A 26,698-nucleotide genomic window follows, 5' to 3' on the forward strand; every position below is an offset into this window, starting at 1 on the left:
GTGCGTCGGCGCTACAGCGGATTCGCGCCAGCAAGAAGCTTCCGGCCTCCGTGAAACTCCGAGGAGATCTGGGTACGGCCATCTCCTCGCCACAAACGCGGTCAGAATGCGGCCAAGGCAGTTAATGTAACCGAATCTGTTTCATCGCGAACAGAGACAGGACTGCCAGCAACGCTCAAGCCGAGGAGAAATATGTTTTGATATCGATACGGTTACGCACATGATTCTACATTGTCCGCCATTCAACTCCCCGTGAGCCGCCCCATCGCCTAACGCTAAGACTTGTTTTACGTTATCCTACATAAATTTCATTAAACTTCGCGCAGATATGATGCAACTTCCGGTGGCGGATGCGTCGGGTGTATCGGCGCCGAGGGAGTAGCCCATGTCTCATTCAACCCACGGTATCGTCCTCCAGAACGCCGGCAACGGCGCGTTAATCGGGGGAGTGGCCACCTTTGGGCAGGTCTTCCTTCGGGGAGAAATACCGTCCGGCTCGGCCCTGACCGCCCAAAGCGGCGGTGTCTCCCTTCCGATCCAGATGAATGTGAAGACCCGGCATGAGGACGGGTCGGTCAAAATGGCCGTTCTGGCGGTGCAGCGACCGGCACTCGCTGCCGGAGAATCGGTGGAAGTCACCCTCGTCGCCGGGCGCGCTGCGCCTGACGCGACTGCGGTCAATCTGAACGCCGCGTTGAACCAGCACTCGTTCCTCGTCGAGATGAAGATCGCCGGCGGATCGGCCATCAGCGTCGATGTCCTGGACGCGCTGCGTGACGCGTTGGCCGACGGTTCCGCCAGCTTCTGGCAGAGCGGGCCGCTGGCGACCCAGGCCCGCGTGTCGATCGACCTGCCCGGCGCACAGCGCATGATTTTCGACGTCACCGCCTTCAAGGGCGGCGGCATGACGGTCGAGGCGCAGTTCAATAATGACAAGGCCATGGGCGCCAGCGGCGGCCGGGTGCAGTACGACCTGACGGTCACCATGGACGGCACCAAGGTGGCGGTGGAGAAGGTTGACCAGGGCCAATACCAGAACTGGCACCGCAGCTTCTCCTCCAACGACACGGATGGTGGGCAGGGATTGGGCAGCCCCTCCGAAGGCTGGTTGAACATCCGGCATGATGTCGAACATCTCGCCAAGACGGGCGCTGTCGCACATTACGACAGCAGCTTCACCGTCGCCGACAGCCTGATCAGCAGCTGGGCTGAGGCCCAGTCGCAGGCGTCCTGGGGCGCGCCACTGGCGGTCAACGGCGTCACGCAGCACATGCCCCTGGCCGGTGGGCGCCCGGACATCGGTATCTCGACTGCCGGAAATACCGCCTGGCTGATGTCAGGTGATCCCCACGCCGCCGGTTACGCCCTGGGTCAGGCCGAAGCCGCCAGCAGCGTTCCCTGGCATTATTGGGATGCCAAGAACGAGACATGGCTGAACTCGGACAACTACCCGAAGCTTTGGACCGACGCTCGCGGCGGCACGGGCACGGTAGGCGATGAGAACTCAAAAGGCCTGACGCAGCAGGTACCGACGGACACGGGCTGGACACCGGACCGCGCGCACCAGCCAAGCCTCTCCTACGTCCCCTACCTGCTGACCGGCGAGCGCTGGATCCTCGACAACCTGCAGGCCCAGGCCGCCTACAACGTGGTCTCGACCTGGCCTGCGGTCCGTACCGAGGATGGCGCTTTCATCGCGCCGCAGAACCAGGCGCGGAGCGTCGCCTGGAGCATTCGCGAGATCCAGAATGCCGCCTGGGCCAGTCCGGATGGCAGCCCGGAGCAGGCTTATCTGCAAGGTGTCGCGGATGCGAACTGGAAGTGGCTGGTTGAACAGATACCGGCCTGGAGCGCGATGCAGGGCGAGTCCTATGGCTGGGTTCCAAACGTGGGTGGCAAGGGGATCGATCTGTCGCCCTGGCAGCAGGACTATATCGCCTCGACCACCATCGCTGCCGCGAGCCGCGGCAACGAGGACGCGCTGACCTTCCTCGAGTGGCAGATGAACTTCCTGATCGGCCGCTTCCAGTCGGCGGAGGAGGGCTTCGCGCTGCGTGATGGCGCCGCCTATAGAATAGCGATCGGTGATGGGAAGGCGTTCTACACGAGCTGGGCCGAAATCGGCGCCGCCACGGCTGCAAACGACTGGTCGAACGGCACGGACAGCTGGCATCGGAGCCAAGGCGACTATGCGCGCCTGGCGCTGATGACGCTGGCGGGCATTTATCAGCTGACCGGCTCTGAGGAGGCGTACGACGCCTACAAGACCCTGCTGGCGGAAAACCCGCCTTTCGTTCTGGAGGCGACGTACGCGAAGCAACCGAACCATGCCGTGACAATCCCGGAACTGTATGACGCCGGCACCGGCACCGGCACCGGCACCGGCACCGGCACCGGCACCGGCAACGGCAGCGGCAGCGGCAGCGGCAGCGGCAGCGGCACCGGCAGCGGCAGCGGCAGCGGCACCGACATTGGCAACGGCACCGGCACCGGCAACGGCACCGGCACCGGCACCGGCAACGGCACCGGCACCGGAAACGCTCCTTCCAAGCCAAGCGTCCCGCCGGCTCCAGACGCCGGCAAGATCGGCGACGAGCTCGCTGAAAAGGTGGTCCTCAATCAGGTGATCACCAACGGCCGCATCGACCTGAGTTCCGGCAAGGACAGCCTGACCCTGTCTTCCAATGGCGCGAACAAGCTGACGGTGCTCAATGCTGAGAACATCACCGGCGGCAAGTTCGATGATCAGGTGACGCTCGCCACGGCCATCACCAACGGGCGGATCGACCTTGGTGCCGGCAATGACAGCCTGATTTTGTCAGACAGCGGTCCGAACAAGCTGACGGTGCTCAACACCGAGACCATCACCGGTGACAGGCTCAATGACGAGGTGACGCTCGGAACGGCGATCACCAATGGCCGGATCGACCTTGGTGCCGGCAATGACAGCCTGATTTTGTCCGACAGCGGTCCGAACAAGCTGACGGTGCTCAACACCGAGAGCATCACCGGTGGGAAATCCGACGATCAGGTGACGCTTGGCACGGCGATGAACAATGGCCAGATCGACCTGGCTGCCGGCAATGACAGCCTGATCCTGTTCTCCAACGCGGCGAACAAGCTGACCGTGCTCAACACCGAGACCATCATCGGCGGCAAGTTCAATGATCATGTGACGCTCGCCACGGCGACCACCAACGGCCGGATCGACCTGGGCGCGGGCAACGACATTCTGACGTTGTCCAACAGCGGTCCGAACAAGCTAACGGTGCTCAACACCGAGACCATCATCGGTGGGGAATCCGCGGACGAGGTGACACTTGGCACGGCGATGAACAATGGCCGGATCGACCTCGGTGCCGGCAATGACAGCCTGATCCTGTTCTCTGACGGTGCCAACAAGCTGACGGTGCACAACACGGAGAACATCAGCGGCGGCAAGTTCGACGATCAGGTGACGCTCGGCACGGCGATCACCAACGGCCGGATCGACCTTGGTGTGGGTCATGACCGCCTGACCCTGTCCTCCAGCGGCGCGAACACTCTGACGGTGCTCAACACCGAGACCGTCATCGGAGGCAGGTTCAATGACACGGTGACGCTCGGCACGACGATAACCAGCGGCCGAATCGACCTGGGTAATGGCAATGACAGCCTGACCCTGTCCTCCACCGGTCCGAATAAGCTGACGGTGCTTCAGACGGAAACCATCATCGGCGGCGCACTCGAGGACCATGTGACGCTCGGCACGCCGATCACCAATGGCCGGGTCGACCTGGGCGCCGGCAATGACAGCCTGATCCTGTCCTCCAACGGGGTGAACAGGCTGACGGTGCTCAACACCGAAAGCATCACCGGCGGCAGGTCCACCGATGAACTGACGCTTGGTACGGCGATCACCGATGGCCGGATCGACCTGGGCGCCGGCAATGACCGCCTGACCCTGGCTTCCAGCGGTCCGAACAAGCTGACGGTGCTCAACACCGAAACCATCACCGGCGGGAATTTCGACGATCAGGTGATCCTCGATACCGCGATCACCAACGGCCGGATCGACCTGGGTGCCGGCAATGACAGCCTGACGCTGTCTTCCAGCGGGGCGAACAGGCTGACGGTGCTGAATACGGAGACCATCACCAGCGGCAGGTTCGACGACCATCTGGTGCTCGCCACGGCGATCAGCGATGGCCGGATCGACCTGGGCGCCGGCAATGACCGCCTGATCCTGACCTCCAGCGGTCCGAACAAGCTGACGGTGCTCAACACCGAGAGCATCATTGGCGGGAAGTTCGACGATCAGGTGACACTGGGCGCGGCCATGAACAATGGCCGCATCGACCTGGGGGCCGGCAGTGACAGCCTGATCTTGTCCTCCAGCGGTGCCAACAAGCTGACGGTGCTCAACACCGAGAGCATCACCGGTGGGACGGCCGACGATCAGGTGACACTTGGCACGGCGATGAACAACGGCCGGGTCGACCTGGGCGGCGGCAATGACAGCCTGATCCTGTTCTCCAACGCGGCGAACAAGCTGACCGTGCTCAACACCGAGAGCGTCACAGGCGGCCGCTTCGACGACCATGTGACCGTGCTTGGTTCCACCGGCGCACGCTTGGCAGGCGGAGGCGGAAAAGACGTGCTGACCGGCGGGGGCGGCGCGGACATCCTGATCGGTGGCGCGGGGGCCGACGTGCTCACGGGGGGTGGCGGAGCCGATCGGTTTGTGTTCAGCGCGATCAGCGACTCCAGAAACGGTGAAATTGACCGCATCACTGATTTCGCCGCAAAGACGGACTACCTCGTCTTTGAGGGGATGCTGAAGGGGGCCTTCGTGTTCCGCGGCGACGCGGCCTTCAGCGGAAAGGGACATTCCGAGGCCAGGTTCGTGGACGCCTCCGACCAGCTTCTGGTTGACGTCAACGGCAATGGCAGGGTCGACATGACCATCATCATGGACGGCGTGTCTGCCTCCGACCTGCGTCAGTCAGACTTCATCTGGAGCTGAGCCATCGTGGCGTGACGCCGACAGGGAACGATAGGCCCTGAGAGAGTTGGCCCTTTGTCCTGCCGTCCAACCCGGCAGGACCGAAAACTGAACCGGAACGCGGCCCGTGAACGTCGGGCCGCCCGCCTGCAATAGAGCGCACGGCGTCGCGCGGCACCGGCGCGTCGCGCCTCAAGTCGATGACTGGCCAATTCGGCTGCAGGGAAGACCTTCAGCCATCGCTCCAGGCCGCCCCGAAGGCGCTGCGCTACCGCAGCCATCCTCTACCTACGCTACTTCAGGCCGCAATCGGTCTCGTGCCGTGCCCGGCTGTTCCGGGACGGGAGCGCGAACGCATCGCGCTCCCGTCGGACGAGGGCTCGGTTGAGCCCTGCGTCGCAGGTCCGACCACTCCACCACACATCCGCCCAGTGAAATAGCCGCCGCATCAGCGGCACCGGCAGGCGATGCGCACTTCGCGCACCGTTGCGTCCTTCGCTGCGCCTTCCGGCTGTCCCGTGCCACTTCCGCAGCGGCGCGTCCCGGAATTTCGTTCTGATAAAGGTCGCAGCACAACAAGGATTCGACATGCGCAAACTATTCAGAACGCTCGATAGCCGATTCAGCCGTTAGTATGCGATGAATCGGGCGGCCACCAGTTACACCTGGGCTGGAGGAGGAAAAGGGATGCGTTGTGGCGGATTTGGACGACTGCGCGGCAGCCACCCTGCCATCGTCGCGTTGCTTCGCAACGGTCTTCGGCGCGCGACCCTGCAGGAAGGTCAACCAGGGCTGTGAGGTGGTTGCGGCATGCGGCTGGGCAAAACCGTTGTGAGCGTGTGCCGGAACCCCCGCCGAACCTGCGGATCCCACCGCCGCATTGCCGCACCCGGGCACCCCAGGTAGCGCTTCGTCTCGCAAGGATTTACCTGTGCCATCGCGGGGCGATCCGCCCGAGTGGATTCAGCCGCGACGCCCCGGTCTTGTGCCGCTTCCAAGATGCGTGCGCCCTCGGACCGCCCCCGATCGACCTGGGATGACGCAGTTGCAAATGCATGTGGATATATCCAGGGTCGAAAGTATCGAGGCCCTAGGCAGGGAATGGCAGGAGCTGGAGCTTGAGGCGAGGCCCTCGTTTTTCCAGAGTTGGGCCTGGATGGGGTGCCTGGCAGAGGAGCGCTATTCGAACCCTGTGCTGCTGCGCGCCTCTCAGGGGGGGCGAACCGTGGGGCTGGCCTTGTTCAATCTGAGGCGCGGGCGTCTCAGCCTGGCCGAGAGCGGCGATCCCACGCTTGATGCGCCGTTCATCGAGCATAATGCACCGCTACTGGCCTCCGGCGGCCAGGACGTTGCGCGCGCTATGTTGCAGGCTGCCTGGACGGTCAGAGGCATGCGACGGCTGCGGCTGAGCGGTGTGCCGGCGGCGGTGGTCGAGGCCGCTGATGGCATCCCGGTACACCTGCAGTCCCGCCCCGTGCCCGTGCTGGATCTGGAGGCGATCCGCCGCTCGGGCGGCGCCTGGATGGCCGGCCGAAGCGCCAATACGCGGCAGCAGATCCGCCGTTCCGAGCGCTTCTACACGACGACGCAGGGGACACTTCAACTGCGCTGTGCAGAGACATCGGCGGAGGCGGCTGAGTTCCTGGACGCACTGATTGTATTGCATCAGGCGACCTGGCAAAGCCGTGGCCAGGTGGGGGCCTTCGCACAGAGCTTCTCGCGGCGCTTCCACCACGCCCTCATCTTGAGAGCATTGGCGCGGAAGGAACTGGATCTGCTGCGCATCACCGCTGGCGAAGCGGTCGTGGGATATCTATACAATTTCAAATACAGTGGCCGGATTCTCGCCTATCAGAGCGGCCTTGCCCCGCCACCCGAGGCCCGCGCCAAACCGGGAATGACTTGCCATGCGCTGGCGATCGATGCGGCGCTTCAGCAGGGTGCGGAAAGCTATGACTTCCTGGCGGGCGTCCACCGCTACAAGCGGAGCCTTTCGGACCGGGAGGAGACCCTCTGGTGGGGTGAGCTGGTTCCGCGGCGATCCCTGCTTGGGTTGGCGCTGCGGGCGTACCGCACGATTCGCCCGGCTCGCTGACCGGCTCCGCGTTCCCATCCCCCTTTTCTGACCTTGCGCTTCTCCGCTGACCGGGTTCCAAGGCCAGGCTCTTCCAGCGCATGACGCGCAAGCGCATCAGGCTGAGGCCGTGCGATGGCCTGCAACGCGCGCGCCTGGCGCACTACCCGTCCCGAAGCGCGTAGACCGCGCGGCCTACCCACTCCCGAATCATGTACCAGCTTTCGCCGAGATAATCCGGGCGGGGAATCCAGCTGCGCAGGCTGATCCGGTACGGGGATTCGAGGTTGACGGGTTCGGGTACAACAGGAAAGTCCGCGCGAGCGAAGGATCTGCGGGATCGCGGCATATGCCACCCGTGGGTGACCAGATAGGCCACTTGGACGCCATCCGCCCGCAGCACTGCGCTCGAGAATTGCGCATTGCCGCGGGTATCCGAGGCGCGTGTCTCCACCCAGCGCGCCGACACGCCGAAATCCTCCTCGAGGCTGCGCTGCATGATGAGGGCCAGTGCAGGCTCCCCCGCTGCCAGCGGCCCCGCCGTCAACAGGATCGGCAGAGCGGTGCGCCGGTGCAGGGCTGCTCCCGCTCGCAGTCGCTCGAGGGTCAAGGGTCCCACCTCCAGCCCGTCGCGGCCGCGTGCGGCGTCTCCACCCAGCACGATGATGGCGGTCGGCATCCGCAATGGGAGCGGTCCGGCCTCCCCCGCCGCCTCAAGTGGGCCGCGCAGCAGGGCCACAGCCAGCGGAGTCGCCAATGCGAGCACCCCCAGCGCACCGAGGCTGGCCATCGCTGCGCCCGCGCGCCGATGGCGCAAGGCCAGTATGCCGCCCAGTACAGCAAGAATGGCCAGCAACAGCGGCGGCAGTGCGACATCCGTCAGGAAGGACTGCAGGGACATGGTCCTCGAGGAACAACGACAGGACAGGGCGTATCCTGTCAGATGGTGCACCGATCTCCAAGCTGTGGACCGTCGAGGCAGGCGAGCCGTTTCACCAGATGCCGGAAGCCACCCTCTGCCAGTGCCCGCCTCAGCGAACCTGGCCGCGGCCAAGCAGCGGTCGCGCGAAGCCGACCAGATGGTTGCTTTCCAGCAGGGCCGGCACCTGCGTTCGGTTGACGACGAAAGTGGTGGCTCGCGACATGCGGTTCTCGAAGCTGTTGTGCTCGATCACCAGGCTCCTGGTTGGATTGCTGAGCCGCTCGGCGCCGATGATGACCGCGCCGATCGGGTTGCCGCTTGGGCGACCTTTGATGAGGCCGGTACCGCGGAGCAGGAGGTCGCCCCCATTCGGAATGTCGATCAGATAGCTGGCGTTGCTCTCACGACCATCCGAGATAAGGCTGTCAATAATCTCCGTGCGCAGCGCGCGCGACTTCACATGGTGACAGACGCGCGTGTCCCGGAACTGTGTACGACGTATGGTTACCAGCGCCCATCGTCCGGCGTATAGGCCGTGCGCGCAGTCGTGGCCGTCGCGCAATGCGCCATTGCCGAGGAAGTCGCTGTCCTCCACCACCAGGCGCGCAGTTGTATCGCTATGGGTCAGTATTCCATTTTCGTTGTCGATGAAGCGGCTGTTGCGCACCGTCAGGTCGCCGCCCTCGGCGCGGATGCCGGCACCGTTGCCGTCAACCGACCGGGCGCCCCGGAAGGTCAGCCCCACCACCACAAGGCCTGGCGCGCTGGCGACCAGAAGGGCCTTGCCGGCACAAACGGGCCCGTAAAGTTCGACCGCTCCGCCGGGCAACGCCTCGATCGTCACGCGCGGCGTGCGCCAGACGGCGCAGTCGCGGTAGCGGCCAGGGGCGATGAGTACGCGGTCGCCATCCTGCGCAGCCGCTGCGGCGGCACTCGGTAGCGCGAAGGGTTCGCCTTCGCCGACCCGCAGCACGCGATGGGATGGGCGCACCTCTGCTGCCTTGGTGGAAGGGGGTGGCGCCAGGACGAGGGCGGCCAGCAGCGTGAGAAGGAAACCTGATGCGGCGCGGTCGATCAAGAGCGAGGCTCCGGTCGGGAATCAACTATACAGATGTGCTCGCTCTTCCTCCCGCACCTCGTCATGCGCGGCAACGTCCCGAAGGATGCGTCTGCGCGCTACCCAATCGAAATAGGTGTCGACGCCGCGCCAGCGGCGATTCATCGCATCGTGATGAGCACGATAAAGATCGACCACATGCTTGGGCATCGCGCCGGTCCCCTGTGCGAACAGCAAGGGATACAGCATGTGCGCCTGCTGGCGCCGCACGGCGTAGCGCATCTTCCGGTTGCGGTAGATGCGCCAGTCACGGAGACGCCAGGGTGAAAGCTGCTGAAAAGCAAAACCACCCTGCTTGGTCGCCGTGACGCGTTCATCATTCCGCGGGCTTCGGGTATCAAGATCATGCTTGACGAGCATCGTCACCAGCCCGTCCTCGCCGAAGATGCCGAAGGGCAGGCGAATATTTCGATCCCGGACCCTGTTCAGGAAGGTGCCTCGCAGGGCGTAGAGGTTGCCAGCCATCTCATGACCGCGGAGCAGCTTGTCGCGAAAGGCGTTGCGGCTACGGCCACTCACCGGCAGGCCGGCACAGCCATTGGCCTGCGGCACGGCATCGAAGCGTTCCAGCAAGCCGGCGATCGACCCGGGCGCCACGATCATGTCGCCATCCGTGAAGACATGCAGCACCGCATCACGCGGCGCAACCTCATGTGTGTAGACGTTCCAGGCGTTGGCCTTGTCGCCGCGACGGATCACGACGGGTACCAGCGTGAAGCCGACGGGCTTATAGGCCCGTACTCGCTCCTCGGTGTCGTCGGTGCAGCCATTCATCAGGACATGCACGGTCAAGGATGCTTCCCGCGCGCAGGCGGCCAGCGCGTCCAGGCATTGGTTGATCACCGCCGACTCATTGTAGGCAAAGACGGCGACGGAAACGGCGGGCGGCATCTGCAGTGCTCCTGCGATGAGGTAATCTCGCCGGACCATGGCCCCGCGAGTGGTGGCGTCAGCAATGGACCGGGCTGTCACCGTGCATAGAGGTTGCCATAGCCGATACCGCCTCGTTGGCGTCCGGATAACGGTAATTTGAGATCTGAGCTGCGCCAGTTTTCGCGGTTTGACGCGGCCTTCGGGCCGTTGTCATGCACGCGAAAACCTCCGCCTCACATCTCTGTATAACAGCCTTCTGCGGAGCGACGACACCTTCGTTCTGTCTATACTCCACGCCTGACGTAGCAGATTGGGCTGCGTCGCATCCAACGGGTCCTCGCGCATGATCTGAGACACACGCTCGCAGAGAAGCGTCTCGACGTGAGTGAAGCCCGCGGGTGGGAGGGTTAAGAGCCAAAATAGAGACGCGTTTGATCCTGAGTCGTTTGCTGTCGAGGCTGTCGGAGTTCTTTACGGATTGCGGGCGCGGCGGCTGGGTGCGCGGCTAAAACCCTGGCGGTCTTGGAAAATATCTGTGGCAAGGCGTTTGCAATGTAAGACTTTGCACCTGTGTTTGACGGCCATCGCTGGTTGGGCCCGTTCCTGGGCCCCCGCTGGTGCGGCCGTCGTCAATCGAGGACGAAGGCATGCACTTCCACCTACGGCACCGTCGCTGCGCCTCCGGCGGTGCCGCGACTTGAAGTTGACCAAGACATCGACTTGCGACCTGCCTAGGTCCGGGAGGCGTGCCATGCGTGCGGATCGTTCAGTCCGCAGATGTAAAGTCTCGCCGTTGCGGCTGCATCCCGTAACGGATGGGCGGCTGCCGGATTGGTGCGACCGCTTCCTCGCCCCGGTCGGCGCCGGCGACATCTTCGCCACCCGCCTGTGGTACGACACGACGCTCGCGCACGCCCTGCCGCCCGGCGCCATGCCACTGCTCGGTCGCTGCGCCGAGGATGTTGCGCTGCTGCCGCTGCAGCGCGGCTCGCACGGCGGGCTTCGCAGCCTCACAACGCCCTACAGCCTCGCCTGGCGGCCACTGCCCGCGCAGCCCTCCGGCGCCGCCGCGCTCTTGGCATGCGGGGCCAGCCTCGGCGCTGCGCTGCGCTTTCGCGCCCCCGCCCGGTTCGAGGCGCTGGCCGAGGATGCGCCCGGGCTGGAGGATTGGCTGCAGGGCCTGGGCGATGCCGGCATCACCGTGCAGCGCTACCGGCACTTCGGCAATTGGCACGAGGCGCTGGCGCCCGGCGCCGGTTGGCCAGGCTACATGGCCGCCCGCCCGCCCGCGCTGCGCACCACCGTCCGCCGCAAGCTGGACCGCGCCAGGCGTGATTTCCGCTTCGAGATGCTGCGCGAGCCCGGCCCGGCGCTGGAAGCCGGAATCACCGGCTACCTGGACGTGCACGCCGGAAGCTGGAAGCCGGCCGAGCCCTTCCCCGCCTTCGACCCCGCCCTGATGCGCGGCGCCGCGGCCGTCGGCGCGCTGCGCCTCGCCCTGCTGCGCGATACCGCGGGCAAGGCCGTCGCGGCGCAGTACTGGCTGGTCTCCGGCGGCCACGCCTGGCTGCTGAAGCTCGCGCATGTGGAGGCCAGCCGCGCCGCATCCCCCGGCACCGCACTGACCGCCATGATGATCCGCCATCTGATCGAGGAGGAAGCCGTGCAGCATCTAGATTTCGGGCGCGGCGACGACGCATACAAAAGCCTATGGGTGGCGGCGCGGCGGCAGCGGATGGGCCTGGTGCTGGCGCATCCCGGCCATCCGCTCGGGCTGCTGGCCATGGCGCGCCGGCAGATCGCGGGATGGATCGGCCGATGAGGATCCTCTACAGCCACCGCATCCGATCCCGCGACGGGCAAGGCGTGCACCTGGACGCCATGGTCGCCGCACTCCGCGCAGCCGGCCATGCGGTGCAGGTCACCGGCCCCGCCGGCTACGACAAGGCCGAGTTGGGCGGCGAAAGTGCTGGCCTCGCCCGGCTGCGCCGCCTGCTGCCGGCCGGGGCGCAGGCCCTGGCGGAAATTGCCTATGCGGTTCCCGCCACCTGGCGGCTGTACCGCGCGGCAGCGGCCTTCAAGCCGGACGTGATCTATGAACGCGCCAACCTGTATCATGTGGCCGGCCGCATCGTGGCGCGGGCCCGCGGCGTGCCGCTGCTGCTGGAGGTGAATGCGCCGCTGGCGGAGGAACGGGCGCGCTTCGGCGGCCTGGGTCTGCCGCGCCTGTCGGCCTGGATCGAGCGCTTCGCCTGGCGTGGCGCGCAACGCGTGCTGCCGGTGACGGAAGTGCTTGCCGGACGCGTCGCCGATGCCGGCGTGCCGCCCGGCCGTATCACCGTGGTGCCGAACGGCATCGATCTGGCCGATTTCCCTGAGCCCACACTGCGGCAGTCGCGCGATTCGCTGGTGCTCGGCTTCGTCGGCTTCGTGCGGGATTGGCACGGGCTGGACAAGGCGCTGCACGGCATCGCCGCCTGGCGCGGCGACCGCCCGCTGTCGCTGGTGGTGGTGGGCGATGGCCCGGCCCGGCCGGGCCTCGAGAGGCTGGCGGCGGAACTCGGCATCGCCGATCGCGTGCGTTTCACCGGCCTCGCGGCGCGCGACGCTGTGCCCGCCCTGGTCGCGGGCTTCGATATCGCCCTGCAGCCGGCCGCGGTGCCCTATGCCTCGCCGCTCAAGGTTTTCGAATACATGGCCGCCGCCCGCGCCATCGTCGCGCCCGACCAGCCCAACCTGCGGGAAGTGCTGCAGGACGGCGAGACGGCGCTGCTGTTCGACCCGGCGGAGCCCGGCGGCTTCTGGGGCGCCGTTTCCCGCCTGGCACAGGATGCGACGCTGCGGCAGCGGCTGGGTGAGGCGGCGCGGGCGCAGATCCTGTCGCGTGACCTGACCTGGGCCGGCAACGCCCGTCGCGTGGTGGCCATCGCGGAGGCCGAGCGCGCGGCGCTGCGGCGGCCCAATGCCACCGGCGAGATCACCCGGGGGTCACTGGCATGACGGTACCTGCCTTCACCCAAGCCAGGCTGACCGATCAGGTCGCGGATGCCACGGCGCGCGGCCAGGCCAATCTGGATGAGCAATCCGGCCGCGCGCGCACGCCGCTGGTGATGCATGTCTTCCCGAGCTTCGCCGTGGGCGGCGCGCAGGTGCGCTACGCCGCGCTCGCCAATCGCTTCCGGGCGCGCTGGCGCCATGTGGTGGTACCGCTGGACGGCAACGGCGCCTGCGCCGCGCGGATCGGGCCTCAGGTGCCCTTCACCCTGCTCGACCCACCGGCCAGTCGCGGCACCGGCGCGGTCGGGCTGGCGCGCAAGCTGTGGGACATCCAGGCGCTGCTGCGGCGGCTGCGGCCGGATGTGCTGGTGACCGGCAATTGGGGCAGCATGGACTGGGCCATCGCCCGCCACGCCGTGCCCGGGCTGCGCCACATCCATATCGAGGACGGTTTCGGGCCGGAGGAGGCGGAGCGTCAGTTCCGCCGCCGCGTCCTGGCCCGGCGCTGGGCGCTGCGCGGCAGCAAGGTGGTGTTGCCTTCGCTGACCCTGCTGCGGCTGGCCCAGCAGGAATGGCGGCTGCCGGAGGCGCAGCTGCGCTACATCCCGAACGGGCTGGACCTCAACCGCTTCCGGCCGGATGGGCCGGTGGCCTGCCCGGTGCCGGGCCGGGGCGGCGATGGGCAGGCCGTGCCGCTGATTGGCACGGTGGCGGCGCTGCGGCCAGAAAAGGCGCTGGACCGGCTGCTGCGCGCCTGTGCCCTGCTGGCACGCCGCCGCACCGCCTTCCACCTGGCGATCATCGGCGACGGCCCGGACCGGGCCCGGCTGCAGGCGCTGACGGCGTCCCTCGGGCTGGAGTCACGGGTGACCTTCGCCGGCCACGTGCCCGACCCGGCCGCCGCATACCGGTCCTTCGACGTCTTCGCCCTGACCTCCGACACGGAGCAGATGCCCTTCTCGGTGCTGGAGGCGATGAGCACCGGGCTGGCCGTGGCCGCCACCGATGTCGGCGATGTCGCGGCGATGGTGGCGACGCAGAACCGCCCATTCGTCACGCCGCGCGACGATGCCGATTTCGCCATCGCGCTGGCGACGCTGCTGGAAGAACCGGCGCGGCGGCGCAACATCGGCGCCGCCAACCGTTCCCGCGCCGTGCTGGATTTCGGCGAGGAGATGATGTTCCAGACCTATGCCGGGCTGATCGAGGGCTGACAGGCGATGCGCCGCGGGAAGAGATCGTCGGGATGCGGACCTGCCCACCCGGCCGCCTGCTGGAAGCCGGTGGTGCCGACTATGCCAATGGCCCCCGGAAGCCCTGAGCCCCTTGGAGCAAGACGGCGTCGAAAGCGCGCGACCCGGGCGGCGAGATGGCGCTCGACCAGAGTGACAAACTTCGTCAATTTGTTGAACAGGCACGGCGAAACCAGACGAGCATACGGATCTCACGGCAGTTGAGGCCGCTGCTGCCCAATACGTGATAAGATCGAGCCACCAGACACCTCCGACGGTGTCGCGGGCCGCATAAATTCTGCGAAAATGTAGTCTGATAGCAGCGAACCGATCGTATCTTTCCCGGAATGGCAGGTAAGGAGATTGTAATTGTCTAGACCCAAATCCCGTTTGGTCCACAAATGACTTTTCCGGTGCGTCGGCCGCTGCCTGCGCCGCGATCCTGGCAGCCGACCCTTTTGGTGGTGGTGGATACGGAAGAGGAATTCGACTGGAACAAGCCATTTGATCCGGCTGCCACCAGCGTGCGCAACATCCTCGCGCAGACGCATGCCCAGGCCATTTTTGACGCGCATGGTCTGAAGCCGACCTACTGCATTACCTACCCCGTCGCGGTTTCGGCCGAGGCAGAGGTTCTTCGGGATTTCGCCCGCGAGGGCCGGTGCTCCATCGGCGCGCACCTTCACCCCTGGGTCACCCCGCCACATGAGGGGCCGGTGCAGGGTGCAAACTCCTTTCCTGGAAATCTTCCAGAAGCTCTGGAGCGGGCGAAGCTGAAGGTCCTGACCGACGTAATTACCGATAGGTTCGGCGCCCCGCCCACCATCTACAAGGCCGGGCGCTATGGCATTGGACCCAATACGGCGGAAATCCTGGTTGATCTGGGTTATCAGGTTGATTGCAGCGTTGTGCCCCACACCACGTTCGAAAGCAGCGGCGGGCCTGACTTCGCCAGATACGGTGACCATCCCTTCCTGACATCGCCAACACTGCTCGAGTTGCCTCTGTCGGTCCACTTTGCGGGCATGTTGTCAAAGGCCGGGCCGGGAATGTTCCCATTGCTTGATTCCAGCCTGGGCCGCCGGTTGCGCCTGCCCGGAGTCATGGCGCGCACCGGCTTGCTGGAGCGGCTACGGCTCACGCCCGAAGGCCACCGTCTGCCAGATCTCATGCGGCAAACCCGATCCGCAGTCGATGAAGGCAGGCGGCTGTTCATGCTGACCTACCACAGCTCGACATTGATGCCCGGTGGCTCCCCTTACGTGCGGAACGAAGTCGAGAAGCAGGAATTCCTGGATTACCTGGCTGGCTATTGCCAGTTCTTCATGGACAGTCTTGGCGGGCGTCCCGGTACAGTGTCGGGCGTGGCGGATGCCCTGTTGGCGCAGGACCAGATGGCGGACCCAGCTGCATGATGTTCACAGTCGTCATCCCGACCCGCAATCGACCTGCGCTGTTCCAGCAGGCTCTCGATTCCGTGCTGATGCAGCAGGGCGTGGAACTGGAAGTCATTGTCATCAATGATGGTTCGGATGCGGAGCATGAGGCTGCCTACGGTGCCATCATGGACAGCGTGGCAAGCAGCCCCGTCCGGCTACACCATCTGATGCGGCAACCCCGGGGGCACGGCCAGAGCTACGCCCTTAACACCGGCGGGCGGCTCGGGCGGGGTGCGTATCTGTGCTTCCTGGACGATGACGACGTGTGGACAGACGCCGGGCATTTGCAGCGTGTCGAGCAGGCCGTGCGGTTCAACGACCCCGTTGACCTGTACCTGGCGGACCAGGTGGCGATGCGGGAGGGCGTTGTGCTGCCTGGCCCGGTCTGGATCGAGGATCTGTTGAAAAAGGTGCCCGATCTGCCCGCGCCGGATGCGGCCGGGACCATTGCCGTACAACCCGCCCAACTCCTGCGGGCGCATGGCTTCTGCCACCTCAATACGCTGGTCATCCGGCGCGAATTCTTCCTTGAGCTCGGCGGTCTGGATGAAGGCCTGCGTTACGAATGCGACCGCGATTTTTATCTTCGCGCGATCGACCGCGCTGTGGTCATTCGCTACGCCCCCTTCAATGTATCCCAGCACCACGTACCGATCCCGTCAAAGGGTGCCAACATGTCCACGATCATGACAACGGTCGAGAAGCGGTTGTCCCAGTTAAAGCTGCTCGACCGCGCAATCCTATCGGCAGTCAGGCCCGAGATACGATATTACGCGCGTCAACATAAAGCATTTACGTTGCAGAAAATATCGCATGAAGCTGCCAGCGCCGGAGACCACATGACGGCGGCCATCTACGCGCGTGAAGCCTTGGCGGTGCGCCCATCGATCGGCTGGCTGGCCCGGACGGCGCTTGCCACGGCGCAGTCTGCGCTCCGCAGCCGGCCCGGCGCGTAACTTGCCAGTACCCCGCAAAGCCCTGGTTCTGGGCGATGATACGCGCAGCTTCCTCGCGGTGGTGCGGTCGCTCGGCCGCCAGGGAATTGAAGTTCACGCCGCGCCGCTGGATTTCGCCTCGCCTGCATTGCGGTCGCGCTACGTCACCAAGATCCATCGGTTGCCGCTGTGGCGAGATGATGGGGCGGAGTGGCTGGACGCAGTGGAAGCCTTGCTGCGCGCCGAGGAATTTGAAGCCGTCATACCCTGCTCTGAGACAGCTCTCTTGCCATTTGCCCGGCACAGGGCCCGCTTCAGGGGATTGTCCAACTTCGCCATCCCGGATGATCGATCCGTGGCCGTGCTGTTTGACAAGCATCAGACACGCCAATTGGCGCAGCAAGCGGGTGTTGCAGTTCCGCCCGGTCGTTTGATGCGAGAGGATGATACCGCCGAGGTAATCGTGGCCGAATTCGGCCTGCCTGTCGTGGTAAAGCCTCGCCGCAGCTACGCGATCGAAACGCTCCACACGCGCGGCAAGGTGCGCGTGATACGCGCAGTCGAGGATCTTGCCGCGGTGCTTCCGACGCTTGTGCGGGATGAACACCTCATCGAAGGGTTTTTCCCCGGGCGAGGTGTCGGACTGTCCGTGCTGGCCAGCAAGGGCGTCCTGCTGCAGGCATTCCAGCATGACCGGGTTCGCGAAAGCCAAGCGGGAGCCAGTTTTTACCGCGTCAGCGTGAGCCCAGCCGCCGACCTTGATGCGGCGTGTGCGGCCATGACCGGGGCGCTTGGCTACACGGGCGTCGCGATGTTCGAGTTTCGGCGCAACGATGCCGGTTCCTGGGTACTTCTGGAAGTGAACGCGCGCCCATGGGGATCACTGCCCCTTCCTGTGTCCCTGGGTGTCGACTTCCCGTGGCGCTGGTATCGTCTCGTGACCGAAGGGGTTGAAACACCGGCAGTTTCGTATCGGGCCGGGGTATATGGGCGCAACTTGGTGCCGGATGGCAGCCAGCTTGTGGAGGATGTTCGCCAGGCGGGGCTGGGCGCGCCATTTGTGTTTCTGCACCGCGGCGCCGAACTCGCGCGCAACGCGACAGGGCGTGAGCGACAGGACACGATTGTCCGTGACGATGTTTGGCCCGGCCTGATCGAGCTGGGCGGGGCAGTTCGGCGTGTGGCCGCACGGGTGTGGCGCAAACTGCCGAGGACGGCTGCGGTGAAACAGATCCTGGCCCGGCGAAAGCTGCGCGCTCTGGCGCGGGGCGGTCCCTTGGTCTTCGTCTGCTCGGGCAATATCTGTCGCAGCCCCTATGCCGAAATCGCGCTGGCCGCCCGGCATCCCGATCTAGTCCGTCGAATTGCGGTCACGTCGGCTGGCACCCTGCCGCGCGATGGGCGGCTGACGCCGCCTTTTGGCCTTGCTGCTGCAGCAGCGCGCGGGGTCGACCTGCACGCCCACCGCTCACGTCACCTCACAGACTCCGTTGCCGAGGGTGCGGGGGCGATACTTGTATTCGATAGTAAAAATTGGGACGACGTGGTGTCTCGTTTTCCCCAACTGCGGGATCGGTTGCTGATTATCGGCGATCTGGCCGGCTTCGGTCCGATCGACGATCCCGTCGATGGCAACAGGTCAGTTTTTGACGTTTGTTACAAAAAAATTGATGCTGCATTGGCGGCGGCGGCCGGGGTGCTTGGGGATCCGCCGGTTGTGAAGCCGGGTCAGGCCTCGTGAGCTCGTGGCGAAGCCGCAGACTCCCGCAGGGTCGCCATCGGTGTCGCGGCGGGGCGGGCACGCTGACCTGACGCGTGAGCTGAAACGGGCCAATGCGCCAATTTATTTGATCGACACGGATCAAAAACTGGCCGGTTTGCGACTTTTGCAAGATGGACACTTGCATCCACTACGTAATAACATGCCGCTTGAAGTTGCGATATGGCGATTGATGACCGCGGCGTGTCTTTGCCTGCGGTTGGGCGATTGGCTGTTTGATGGAAGGTTCAAATGATCATCATCGGGCTCGGGAGCGGCCGTTCCGGAACGGCGTCGCTGGCAAAATTATTGAATGCGCAGCACGATGCGGTTTTCTTCCACGAAATGAGCCCGAGCAACGTGCGATTTTTCGGCACACCCCGGCCGATACTTAATACGATTGATGAGTATCAGGCCATTCTGGACGGCGGTTCGCCGTCGATGCTCACAGTCGATCTGGCGCGGGAGGTCTCGGCCAAGCAATACGACGAACTGAGCAAAATGCAAAAAGTGTCGCTTATCGGGGATGTTGCCTTTTACTATCTTAGTTATGTGGATGCGATTGCGGCACACAGCAAGAACGTCCGGTTTATCTGCCTGAAGCGAGACAAGTCAGCCACCGTTCGAAGCTGGATGCATAAGTCGGATCTAGGGTATTGGATGTCCAAGCGAGTTGGGGCTCGTATCAGTGCGGCCATAACGCGCGAGCCTTACGTGACGTCGCGGAATTTCTGGATGGAGCATGACGGAACCCGCTGGCAGCTCGATCCCGTCTGGGACAAGTGTTTCCCCAAGTTCCCCGGGCCGACCAAGAAGGAAGCGATCGAGCAGTACTGGGATTATTATTACGGCGAGGCCGAGCTGATCGCCAAGCGGCATCCCGATGTGTTTCGGATTGTCATGGCTGATGACATCGACGATCGCGATCGCCAGGTCGACCTGCTCGATTTCTGTGGCGTTCCTCGCGAGCGGCAGGTGAGCACAAGCGCCCGCATCCATCGGCTTGCGAGCTGAAGAAGGCGGCAGCGAGCGCTTGCTGGACCGCGGCGAGGTCACTGCCGCTCGATAGGAGCTGCTGGCGGAATCGAGGACCGTGACGGCGACCGGGTGGATCCTTTTCTTCCACGGCGGAGCGGCAGTGGACCCCAGGGGTGTCGACTAGCTCCGGTGCGTGTCGCGGCCTGGAAGGAGCGCCGGGAGAATTGAGACGTTCCGCTTCGTCCACGGTCGCGGTCTCTATTAATCAGGCGGCGTAGAAATCTGAACCCACAGGCACGCTGCGGACTTTTCTTTGATGCATCCAAGCCTGCCGCGTATCGAATCACCCGCGACCAACGAGGCCACGCCATGCAACCCGCTCAGACTTTTGCACTCAGCCCCCATCTCCGGCGGCTTGAGGCGGAGGGTATCGCGATCCTTCGGGAAACGGCTGCCAGCTTCCGTAACCCCGTCCTCCTTTACTCCATAGGCAAGGACAGCTCGGTCGTCCTGCACCTGGCGATGAAGGCCTTCGCACCCGGGCGCATACCTTTCCCACTGCTGCACATCGCGACGGGCTGGGACTTCCGGGCCATGCTGCGATTCCGTGACCAGCGGGCGGCAGAGCTCGGCGCGCGCCTGATCGTGCACACCAATCCCGACGGCTTGGCGCAGGGTATCGGGCCGCTGACCCATGGCAGCCAGCTGCATATGGACGTGATGGGTACGCAGGCACTGAAGCAGGCGCTGGACATCGGCGGCTATGACGCGGCGCTGGGTGGTGCGCGGCGCGACGAGGAGAAGGCGCGCGCGAAGGAACGTGTCTTTTCGCACCGCGCGCCCGGCCATGTCTGGGAGCCGCGCGGCCAGCGGCCGGAATTGTGGGGTCTCTACAATACGCGCATCGCCCCGGGTGAGACCATGCGTGTCTTCCCCATCTCGAACTGGACCGAATTCGACGTCTGGGACTACATTGCCGCCGAGCAGATTCCCGTCGTACCGCTTTATTTCGCGGCCGAGCGGCCGGTGCTGCGCCGCGGCGGCGCCCTGATCATGCGCGACGACGAGCGCATGCCGCTCGAGAAGGGTGAGCAGGTGGAGCAGATGTGGGTCCGCTTCCGCACCATGGGCGATTGGCCGCTGACCGGCGCCCATGAAAGCCGCGCTCAGACAATGGAGCAGGTGGTGGACGAGTTGCGCACCTCTCGCGTCTCCGAACGGCACGGCCGCCTGATCGACAACGACCAGGAAGCCTCGATGGAACGCAAGAAGCGAGAGGGGTATTTTTGATGGACGGCACCATCCTGTCGCGTGGCCTGCTACGCGTTCTCACCTGTGGCTCCGTGGATGATGGGAAGTCCACGTTGATCGGGCGGCTGCTCTATGACAGCCAGATGATCATGGACGACACGCTGGCCGCCATCACCCGCGACAGCCGCAAGCACGGCACCGTGGGCGACGAGGTGGACCTTGCGCTGCTCGTGGACGGGTTGGAGGCGGAGCGTCAGCAGGGCATCACCATCGATGTGGCCTACCGTTTCTTCTCCACGCCGCGGCGCAGCTTCATCGTCGCCGACTGCCCAGGCCACGAACAATACACGCGCAACATGGCGACGGGAGCCTCCAACTCCGAACTGGCGATCATCCTGGTGGATGCGCGCAAGGGGCTGCTGACCCAGACGCGACGGCATTCCTACATCTGCTCGCTGCTCGGCATCCGGCATGTGGTGCTGGCGGTGAACAAGGTGGACCTGGTCAATTTCGACCAGCAGGTGTTCGATCGAATCGTGGGCGAGTACGCCACTTTTGCGGCCGGCCTCGGCTTCCACACCATGGTGCCTATCCCGGTGTCCGGCCGCTTCGGCGACAGCGTCAGCAGCCGCTCCGGCAACACGCCCTGGTACCGCGGGCCCACCCTGCTGGAGCACCTTGAGAGCGTCCGCGTGGAGGAGGAACTGAGCCACATTCCCTTCCGCTTTCCCGTGCAATGGGTAAACCGGCCCAGCCAGGATTTTCGCGGCTTCTCGGGCACCGTGGCCAGCGGATCGGTTGCTGTGGGTGAAGCCGTTGTCGTCGCGGCATCGGGCGTGTGCAGCAAGGTAGCGCGCATTCTAGGCACGGCTGGCGACCAGGAACGCGCGACAGCCGGCGAGGCCATCACCCTTTGCCTCGCGGATGAGGTGGATGTGGCACGCGGCGATGTGCTGGCGCCAATCGCTGACCGTCCCGCGGTGGCCGACCAGTTCGCCGCACACATTCTTTGGATGGATGAGGAGCCGATGCTCCCGGGGCGCCAGTACATGCTCCGCATCGGCAATGTCTGGACGTCCGCCTCCATCACGCTGATCAAGCACAGGGTGGATATGGCAACCCTCGATCACCAGTCGGCGACGCGGCTTTCGCTGAACGAGATAGGCCTGTGTAACCTCAGCACCGCACAGCGCGTGCCCATGGACCCCTACGCGCAGAATCGGTTGACGGGCGCCTTCATCCTGGTGAACCGGTTCACGAACCGCACCGCGGGCTGCGGGATGATCAACTTCCCGCTGCGTCGGTCGACCAACATCCACCACGAGCACTTCCTGGTCGACAAGGCGGCGCGCAGCGCCGCGCTGGGCCAGAAGCCCCTGGTGCTGTGGTTCACCGGCCTTTCCGGTTCGGGCAAGTCCACCGTGGCAAAGCTGGTGGAGCAGGCGCTGCACCAGAAGGGCAGGCACACCTATTCGCTGGACGGGGATAATCTTCGCCACGGGCTGAACCGGGACCTTGGCTTCACAGACCAGGACCGGGTGGAAAATATCCGTCGCGTCGGAGAAGTGGCGAAGCTGATGGTCGATGCAGGGCTGATCGTGCTCGCCTCCTTCATCTCCCCCTTCCGCGCCGAGCGGCAGATGGTGCGCGAAATGCTGGGTGCGGGCGAGTTCCTGGAGGTGTTCGTGGACACGCCCATAGAGATATGCATGGAGCGTGACGTGAAGGGGCTCTACGCGAAGGCGCGCCGCGGCGAGATTGCAAACTTCACCGGGGTGACCAGCCCCTATGAGCCGCCCGAGGACGCCGACATCGTGCTGGACGGCAGCGGTCCATCCACCGAGACGCTGGCACAGCAGGTACTTGAGCTGATCGAGCGACGTATGGCCCGTAGCTGATGGGCGGATCCCGCCGCCGTGGGAGATGGCGACGAAATGCCTTCTTGCCGCCATCTCCACGGAGCGGTTGCTGATCGACGGTGCAGTAGTGGCGCACTGCCCGGCGCGTGGCCCGCTTCGGGCGTCGTGACCAACGACCGGCCTGAACCCCAGGACGTTTGCGCAGCCCATTGGACGCTGCAGCGTCCGTCTTACGTGCGACCAAATATGTAAATCAGCTTCAGCGCCGAAGATCCTAGACAACCGTCGTCGACCGCTGGACTCACCTGCCATAGAAAACATATGCTTCATTCGCCAGTAATGGGCGAATCTGGAGAGACAATGCCGCACATCTGGAAAACAGCTGGCCTGGCCATGGCGAAGGGTCTTGCTGCGTGCCTCAGGCGCTTAACGCCGGACGAGATCGAGGGTCTTGGCCATCAGTTCCGTGTTGCTGTCCCAGACGTCGCCCGCCGACATGCAACCGAGATTTTCGCGCGTGAGCTGATAAATCCTTCCCGAGGCTGTATCTATGACACAAAGAATAACGGCGAAGAACTTTTGATGCAGCGAACGGCGGACCTTGGCTTTACGACGCTCTTCGATGTAGGGGCTAACGAAGGGCACTGGGCAACCGAAGCGCTGGAGAATTACCCTCGGGCCCGCATTCATTGCTTCGAGATTGTTCCAAGCACCTTCAAGGTGTTGCAGGAAAGGTTTGCTGCCGAACCACGCGTCGTTGCAAACGCCTTTGGTCTTGGCGATCAAGAAGGATTCATCAAGGTACACGTCAGCAGTAATTCAAAGATTTCCAGTATGCACAAGTTCAACGGGAGCGGCGCAACCGTGGCCCAGGACTGCAAGATCGACACGGGCGCTGCCTATTGCCAAAGACAAGACATTTCAAAGATCGATTTCCTGAAGATCGACACGGAAGGCGGTGAATCGAGGGTCCTGCAGGGATTTCGCCCGCTGCTGGATGCGGGGTCCGTCCGCCTCATCCAGTTCGAGTACAACAGGGGGGCGATCGAAAGCCGCTTTTTGCTCAACGACTTCTACAAGTTCTTCAGCGAAGTCGGATATGCCGTGGGGCGGCTGACCGGCCGTGGGGTGGAGTTTCGAGACTACCACTACTCCCAGGAAGACTTTGCAGGGCCCAATTATGTCGCCTGCCCCGCCGCTGACCGCGCGTTGATCGAGGCCATATCGCTTCGCTAGTGTCAGGCCTCATCGCCACACCAGAAGTTGACGGAAGCGGTGGCTATGCGGCGGTCCGAGAGTGCGGCGTCGTGCGGGATGAGCAGTAGGCGACTGGCCGTTTACAGGTTCAGGGCACTGCGCTGACCGGCTGATGCCCTTTTCCTGCAGGGCGGCGCCGCGATGCTCACTAACTTGGCCCGTTAGTCAGTAGCATCGGGACAAGGTGGCGTCGGCCGTTGCAGACGGCGTGGAGCCTGGTATTCGGGCCGGCCCTGGTATCATCGGCCGTCCGGGCGGTCCTGGTACGGCGCGTGGCCGCAGGCGCATCGCGTCGCTGCGATCCATGGCGGATGACGTAGATGATGCCGCTGATCACGCGGCGATCATCCACCCGCGGCACGCCGCCCGAGCGTGGGAACTGGGCCGGCAGGCTGCGCATTTGGGTGAGCGTCAGCAGCAAGGGCGCGGGTGTTGGCTGAACCTGCGCCCCATCCGAATTCACAAGCCGCCGCGCCGGAGCGAGCGTATGATCGGCTCTGCGCTTAACTCGACTGCGCGCCACGCATTAGCGTCTTAATCTCCTTCTGACCGTGTCCGGCAAAGACGCCATTGGCGAACCGGTAAGTGCCGATGAAATGAAAGCATTTCGTATCGGGGTGCGGCGGGGTGCCAATGTAGCTCGCATAAGCAGGATAGGGCAGCACGATCGCACCAGGTGAGTTTGCGACCGCAAAGTTGGAGGCGCACTGCTCCGTACCCCATTCCCTCCAACGCTTCTCGCCGACGAGCCTTTCCATTTCGCCATGGAAGCGCTCCAGCTCCGCTCGCGGGAAGCCGCCCCGAGCGAAACCCGCAAGGCCGGAGGAGCCGCGTACGTAGCGCAGATTCTCATGTCCCGGATATTGGTCGAACAGCCGTTCCGACACCTGACCAATATAATTGCCCTTGATCTGGCGGGCGAGATCTGCAGCCTCCTGCATTGAATGTAAAACATGCTCGTCAGCCATCGTGAATGAACGATTAGCTTCAAGGCAGTCCAAGACCTCACGAACATCCTCGGCAACTGACAGAACATCAGCATCGATCTGAACGATATATCGATCCTCGGCCAGATCCAGGATATGCAGGATTCTCTCCCATGTACCACCACGCTGGCAGGGGCCGGTGTCGATATCTTCCAAGACCTTGAATTCGATGCCCTGGATATGGCGGCGCATCATCTCAAGTGGTTCATTAGGCGTGTCGCGGTCGATGATGGCGATCACCCGCCCACTACCGATGCGGCGATAAAAGGCTTTCATGCTAAGCAAATACATCGGCACGTGGTTGGGGGAGACCATGCTGACGAAGGTCCAGGGCGCGTCTCGCAGCACGAGCGGCGGCGTCTCAAGGATACCGCTGATCGCACGGTTGAAGCGCCAGTAAAGAAGCTTACGGCGATAGTTATAGAACATGCTCTTCTCCAAGATACGAAGTAGAATTCGCTGGTCCGCGTCAGCGGCTTGCTGCGAAGGGCCTCGGGCGCAGCCGCGCCAGCATCCGCCCCGCCAGGCTCAGGAGGCGCCGTTCCGGTCCTGCGGGCCGCCCGCAAAGCTGCCAGAGGAGCAGTTGCGTGACGACATGGACGACCGCCCCGGCCGGTGCCAGGATGGACAGATCGCGCAAGGCCTGCAGCATGTCGCCGGCGCCCGGGGGCAGAAGGCCGCGCAGCGCCAGCACCGCCGCCGCCATGGCCGCGGCGGCCAGTATGCCGCGCCAGATCTGTGCGAGCGCATCACCCAGGCCATGGCCCAGCAGGCGTCCCACCTGATGATGCCAGATCGCAGCGTTCAGCACGCCCGTCGCCAGCATTGCCACCAGCGCGCCTTCCGCTCCGGCCCACATGGCGCCCAGCACCACGGCCGGCACGCGCACCAGGACAATGATCGAGTAGGTGGCGACGAAGCGGCGCAGCTGGTCCAGCACGGTGAACATGTTGAAGTTGAAATGCGCCATGGCGTCGACCAACGCATAGAGGGCACAGAGCGTCATCAGCGGCGCGACACCCTCCCAGCGCGGCCCAAGCGCGATCCGCTCGATTTCCGGCGCCACGAGCGCGATACCGACCGACAAGGGCAGCAGCACGGTGAAGAGGAAGCCGAAGCCGTTGAGGAACTCGCGGCCCAGCAGCGCCTTGTCGTGCATGCTGCGCGCGTAGCCGGCATAGATCGGCCCGCGCACCGGCACCGCGATCTCGGTCACCGGCGTGGCCGCGACCTGGTAGGCGATGTTGTACATGCCGACCGACTGCATCCCGAGCAGCCGCCCCAGCACCAGGTTTGGTGCCTGACCATCAGCGACGGCGCAGGCATTCATCAGCAGCGACCACTTGGAGAAGGACAGCAACTCGCGCCAATGCCGCAGCGAAAAGCGGGGCCGGTGTGGCGCCAGCCAGTAGCCGTAGGGAATGGCGATCAATTTCGCCAGGGTATGGCCCAGCACCAACGCCCAGTAGCTGCGCCAGAAATAGGCGAGCACGATGGTGATGGTGAAGGCCGCGATCTTGACTATGACCTGCTGGCGGAACAGCAGATCGAACCGCATCTCCCGCTGCAGCCGCGCCAGGCCGATGCTGGCCAGCCCGTCCAACGCGACGTTCAGGGCAATCAGCATCAGCACCGGGGTCAGCCGTGGCTCGCGCATCAGCCCCGCCTGCCACTCCGCCGTCAGTACAACGAGGCCGCCGAGCAGCAGGCAGCGCAGCAGGTTCATTGTCCAGGCGGTATCGTAGAAGCTGCGGTCGACGCTGGCGCGACGCACCACCACGAGGGCGAAATTCGTCGTGCTGATCAGGTCGACAACCGCGAAGATGGCGGCGGCCAAGGCGACGATGCCGAAATCCTCGGGCACCAGAAGCCGGGCCAGGATCAGTGTGCTGATCACGCTGATGGAGCGCACGGCCAGGCGGCCAACGATCATGAAGGCGGCGCCGGTCACGACAAGGCGGCGGGTATTGGTCGCGGTCGTCGGGTCTTCGGCCGGCGGAACCGGCTTCACCGTTGCGGGTACTGGAGCTGAAGG

Annotated in this window: 17 protein-coding genes and 1 pseudogene; 12 read left to right on the forward strand and 6 right to left on the reverse strand. The window is 64.5% G+C overall.

Annotation, left to right across the window (positions count from 1 at the left end):
* Positions 1-385: 385 nt before the first annotated feature.
* Together ACFHNC_RS01705 and ACFHNC_RS01710 are read left to right on the forward strand one after the other, a co-directional pair.
* On the forward strand, positions 386-5,005 hold the full coding sequence (locus tag ACFHNC_RS01705) for a beta strand repeat-containing protein (protein ID WP_437167468.1): 4,620 nt from the start codon (positions 386-388) through the stop codon (positions 5,003-5,005).
* A gap of 1,015 nt (positions 5,006-6,020) precedes the next feature.
* Positions 6,021-7,079 (forward strand): GNAT family N-acetyltransferase, encoded by a 1,059-nt coding sequence (locus ACFHNC_RS01710; protein WP_437167469.1) that lies wholly within the window; start codon positions 6,021-6,023, stop codon positions 7,077-7,079.
* A 142-nt stretch (positions 7,080-7,221) separates the two neighbouring features.
* On the opposite strand, the gene ACFHNC_RS01715 is transcribed toward ACFHNC_RS01710, so the two are convergent.
* The 3 genes from ACFHNC_RS01715 to ACFHNC_RS01725 all read right to left on the reverse strand — a co-directional run bounded on the left by ACFHNC_RS01715 (position 7,222) and on the right by ACFHNC_RS01725 (position 9,988).
* Positions 7,222-7,959 (reverse strand): YdcF family protein, encoded by a 738-nt coding sequence (locus ACFHNC_RS01715; RefSeq protein ID WP_437167470.1) that lies wholly within the window; start codon positions 7,957-7,959, stop codon positions 7,222-7,224.
* A 130-nt stretch (positions 7,960-8,089) separates the two neighbouring features.
* Complete coding sequence (locus tag ACFHNC_RS01720; RefSeq protein ID WP_437167471.1) at positions 8,090-9,058, reverse strand: hypothetical protein; 969 nt, start codon at positions 9,056-9,058, stop codon at positions 8,090-8,092.
* 21 nt (positions 9,059-9,079) lie between these two features.
* Positions 9,080-9,988, reverse strand: coding sequence for a glycosyltransferase (locus ACFHNC_RS01725; RefSeq protein ID WP_437167472.1), 909 nt, complete (start codon positions 9,986-9,988; stop codon positions 9,080-9,082).
* Positions 9,989-10,763: 775 nt separating this feature from the next.
* Here ACFHNC_RS01725 and ACFHNC_RS01730 point away from each other — a divergent pair.
* The 10 genes from ACFHNC_RS01730 (at position 10,764) to ACFHNC_RS01775 (ending at position 23,656) form a co-directional block, all read left to right on the forward strand.
* Positions 10,764-11,792, forward strand: a complete 1,029-nt coding sequence (locus tag ACFHNC_RS01730; protein WP_437167473.1) for a GNAT family N-acetyltransferase — start codon at positions 10,764-10,766, stop codon at positions 11,790-11,792.
* Positions 11,789-12,970: a glycosyltransferase family 4 protein gene (locus tag ACFHNC_RS01735; protein ID WP_437167474.1), complete on the forward strand. Its 1,182-nt coding sequence runs from the start codon at positions 11,789-11,791 to the stop codon at positions 12,968-12,970. The genes ACFHNC_RS01730 and ACFHNC_RS01735 overlap by 4 nt, the downstream gene beginning before the upstream one ends.
* Positions 12,967-14,181 (forward strand): glycosyltransferase, encoded by a 1,215-nt coding sequence (locus ACFHNC_RS01740; protein ID WP_437167475.1) that lies wholly within the window; start codon positions 12,967-12,969, stop codon positions 14,179-14,181. Before ACFHNC_RS01735 ends, ACFHNC_RS01740 begins: the two co-directional genes overlap by 4 nt.
* Positions 14,182-14,600: 419 nt before the next feature.
* Positions 14,601-15,614: a polysaccharide deacetylase family protein gene (locus ACFHNC_RS01745; RefSeq protein ID WP_437167476.1), complete on the forward strand. Its 1,014-nt coding sequence runs from the start codon at positions 14,601-14,603 to the stop codon at positions 15,612-15,614.
* A complete protein-coding gene (locus ACFHNC_RS01750; RefSeq protein ID WP_437167477.1) occupies positions 15,611-16,594 on the forward strand; it encodes a glycosyltransferase family 2 protein in 984 nt (327 codons plus the stop codon). The genes ACFHNC_RS01745 and ACFHNC_RS01750 overlap by 4 nt, the downstream gene beginning before the upstream one ends.
* Before the next feature lies 1 nt (position 16,595).
* Complete coding sequence (locus tag ACFHNC_RS01755; protein WP_437167478.1) at positions 16,596-18,314, forward strand: hypothetical protein; 1,719 nt, start codon at positions 16,596-16,598, stop codon at positions 18,312-18,314.
* A 270-nt stretch (positions 18,315-18,584) separates the two neighbouring features.
* On the forward strand, positions 18,585-19,346 hold the full coding sequence (locus tag ACFHNC_RS01760; protein ID WP_437167479.1) for a hypothetical protein: 762 nt from the start codon (positions 18,585-18,587) through the stop codon (positions 19,344-19,346).
* 333 nt (positions 19,347-19,679) lie between these two features.
* Entirely contained in the window at positions 19,680-20,600 is a 921-nt protein-coding gene (gene cysD, locus ACFHNC_RS01765; RefSeq protein WP_437167480.1) for a sulfate adenylyltransferase subunit CysD, read from the forward strand.
* Positions 20,600-22,459 (forward strand): sulfate adenylyltransferase subunit CysN, encoded by a 1,860-nt coding sequence (gene cysN / locus ACFHNC_RS01770; protein WP_437167481.1) that lies wholly within the window; start codon positions 20,600-20,602, stop codon positions 22,457-22,459. The genes cysD and cysN overlap by 1 nt, the downstream gene beginning before the upstream one ends.
* Before the next feature lie 321 nt (positions 22,460-22,780).
* Positions 22,781-23,656 carry an FkbM family methyltransferase gene (locus ACFHNC_RS01775; protein WP_437167482.1) on the forward strand — a complete coding sequence of 292 codons (876 nt, stop codon included), beginning with the start codon at positions 22,781-22,783 and terminating at the stop codon, positions 23,654-23,656.
* Positions 23,657-23,954: 298 nt separating this feature from the next.
* On the opposite strand, the pseudogene ACFHNC_RS01780 reads toward ACFHNC_RS01775, so the two are convergent.
* From ACFHNC_RS01780 to ACFHNC_RS01790, 3 genes and pseudogenes are all read right to left on the reverse strand, one after another.
* A pseudogene (locus ACFHNC_RS01780) lies at positions 23,955-24,077 on the reverse strand (IS5/IS1182 family transposase); the annotation flags it as partial.
* A gap of 103 nt (positions 24,078-24,180) precedes the next feature.
* Positions 24,181-25,092, reverse strand: coding sequence for a hypothetical protein (locus ACFHNC_RS01785; protein ID WP_437167483.1), 912 nt, complete (start codon positions 25,090-25,092; stop codon positions 24,181-24,183).
* A gap of 40 nt (positions 25,093-25,132) precedes the next feature.
* Positions 25,133-26,674, reverse strand: coding sequence for a lipopolysaccharide biosynthesis protein (locus tag ACFHNC_RS01790; protein ID WP_437167484.1), 1,542 nt, complete (start codon positions 26,672-26,674; stop codon positions 25,133-25,135).
* Positions 26,675-26,698 lie beyond the last annotated feature (24 nt).

Source organism: Falsiroseomonas sp. E2-1-a4 (genome assembly GCF_051433165.1).
GTDB lineage: Bacteria > Pseudomonadota > Alphaproteobacteria > Acetobacterales > Acetobacteraceae > Falsiroseomonas.

Bases quoted from the DNA above. Each gene is read 5' to 3' on its own strand.
- cysN (WP_437167481.1), top strand. From the start codon at position 20,600: ATGGACGGCACCATCCTGTCGCGTGGCCTGCTACGCGTTCTCACCTGT.
- ACFHNC_RS01760 (WP_437167479.1), top strand. From the start codon at position 18,585: ATGATCATCATCGGGCTCGGGAGCGGCCGTTCCGGAACGGCGTCGCTG.
- ACFHNC_RS01785 (WP_437167483.1), bottom strand. From the start codon at position 25,092: ATGTTCTATAACTATCGCCGTAAGCTTCTTTACTGGCGCTTCAACCGT.
- ACFHNC_RS01750 (WP_437167477.1), top strand. From the start codon at position 15,611: ATGATGTTCACAGTCGTCATCCCGACCCGCAATCGACCTGCGCTGTTC.
- ACFHNC_RS01745 (WP_437167476.1), top strand. From the start codon at position 14,601: ATGACTTTTCCGGTGCGTCGGCCGCTGCCTGCGCCGCGATCCTGGCAG.
- ACFHNC_RS01735 (WP_437167474.1), top strand. From the start codon at position 11,789: ATGAGGATCCTCTACAGCCACCGCATCCGATCCCGCGACGGGCAAGGC.
- ACFHNC_RS01740 (WP_437167475.1), top strand. From the start codon at position 12,967: ATGACGGTACCTGCCTTCACCCAAGCCAGGCTGACCGATCAGGTCGCG.
- cysD (WP_437167480.1), top strand. From the start codon at position 19,680: ATGCAACCCGCTCAGACTTTTGCACTCAGCCCCCATCTCCGGCGGCTT.
- ACFHNC_RS01775 (WP_437167482.1), top strand. From the start codon at position 22,781: ATGCCGCACATCTGGAAAACAGCTGGCCTGGCCATGGCGAAGGGTCTT.
- ACFHNC_RS01710 (WP_437167469.1), top strand. From the start codon at position 6,021: ATGACGCAGTTGCAAATGCATGTGGATATATCCAGGGTCGAAAGTATC.
- ACFHNC_RS01715 (WP_437167470.1), bottom strand. From the start codon at position 7,959: ATGTCCCTGCAGTCCTTCCTGACGGATGTCGCACTGCCGCCGCTGTTG.
- ACFHNC_RS01725 (WP_437167472.1), bottom strand. From the start codon at position 9,988: ATGCCGCCCGCCGTTTCCGTCGCCGTCTTTGCCTACAATGAGTCGGCG.
- ACFHNC_RS01705 (WP_437167468.1), top strand. From the start codon at position 386: ATGTCTCATTCAACCCACGGTATCGTCCTCCAGAACGCCGGCAACGGC.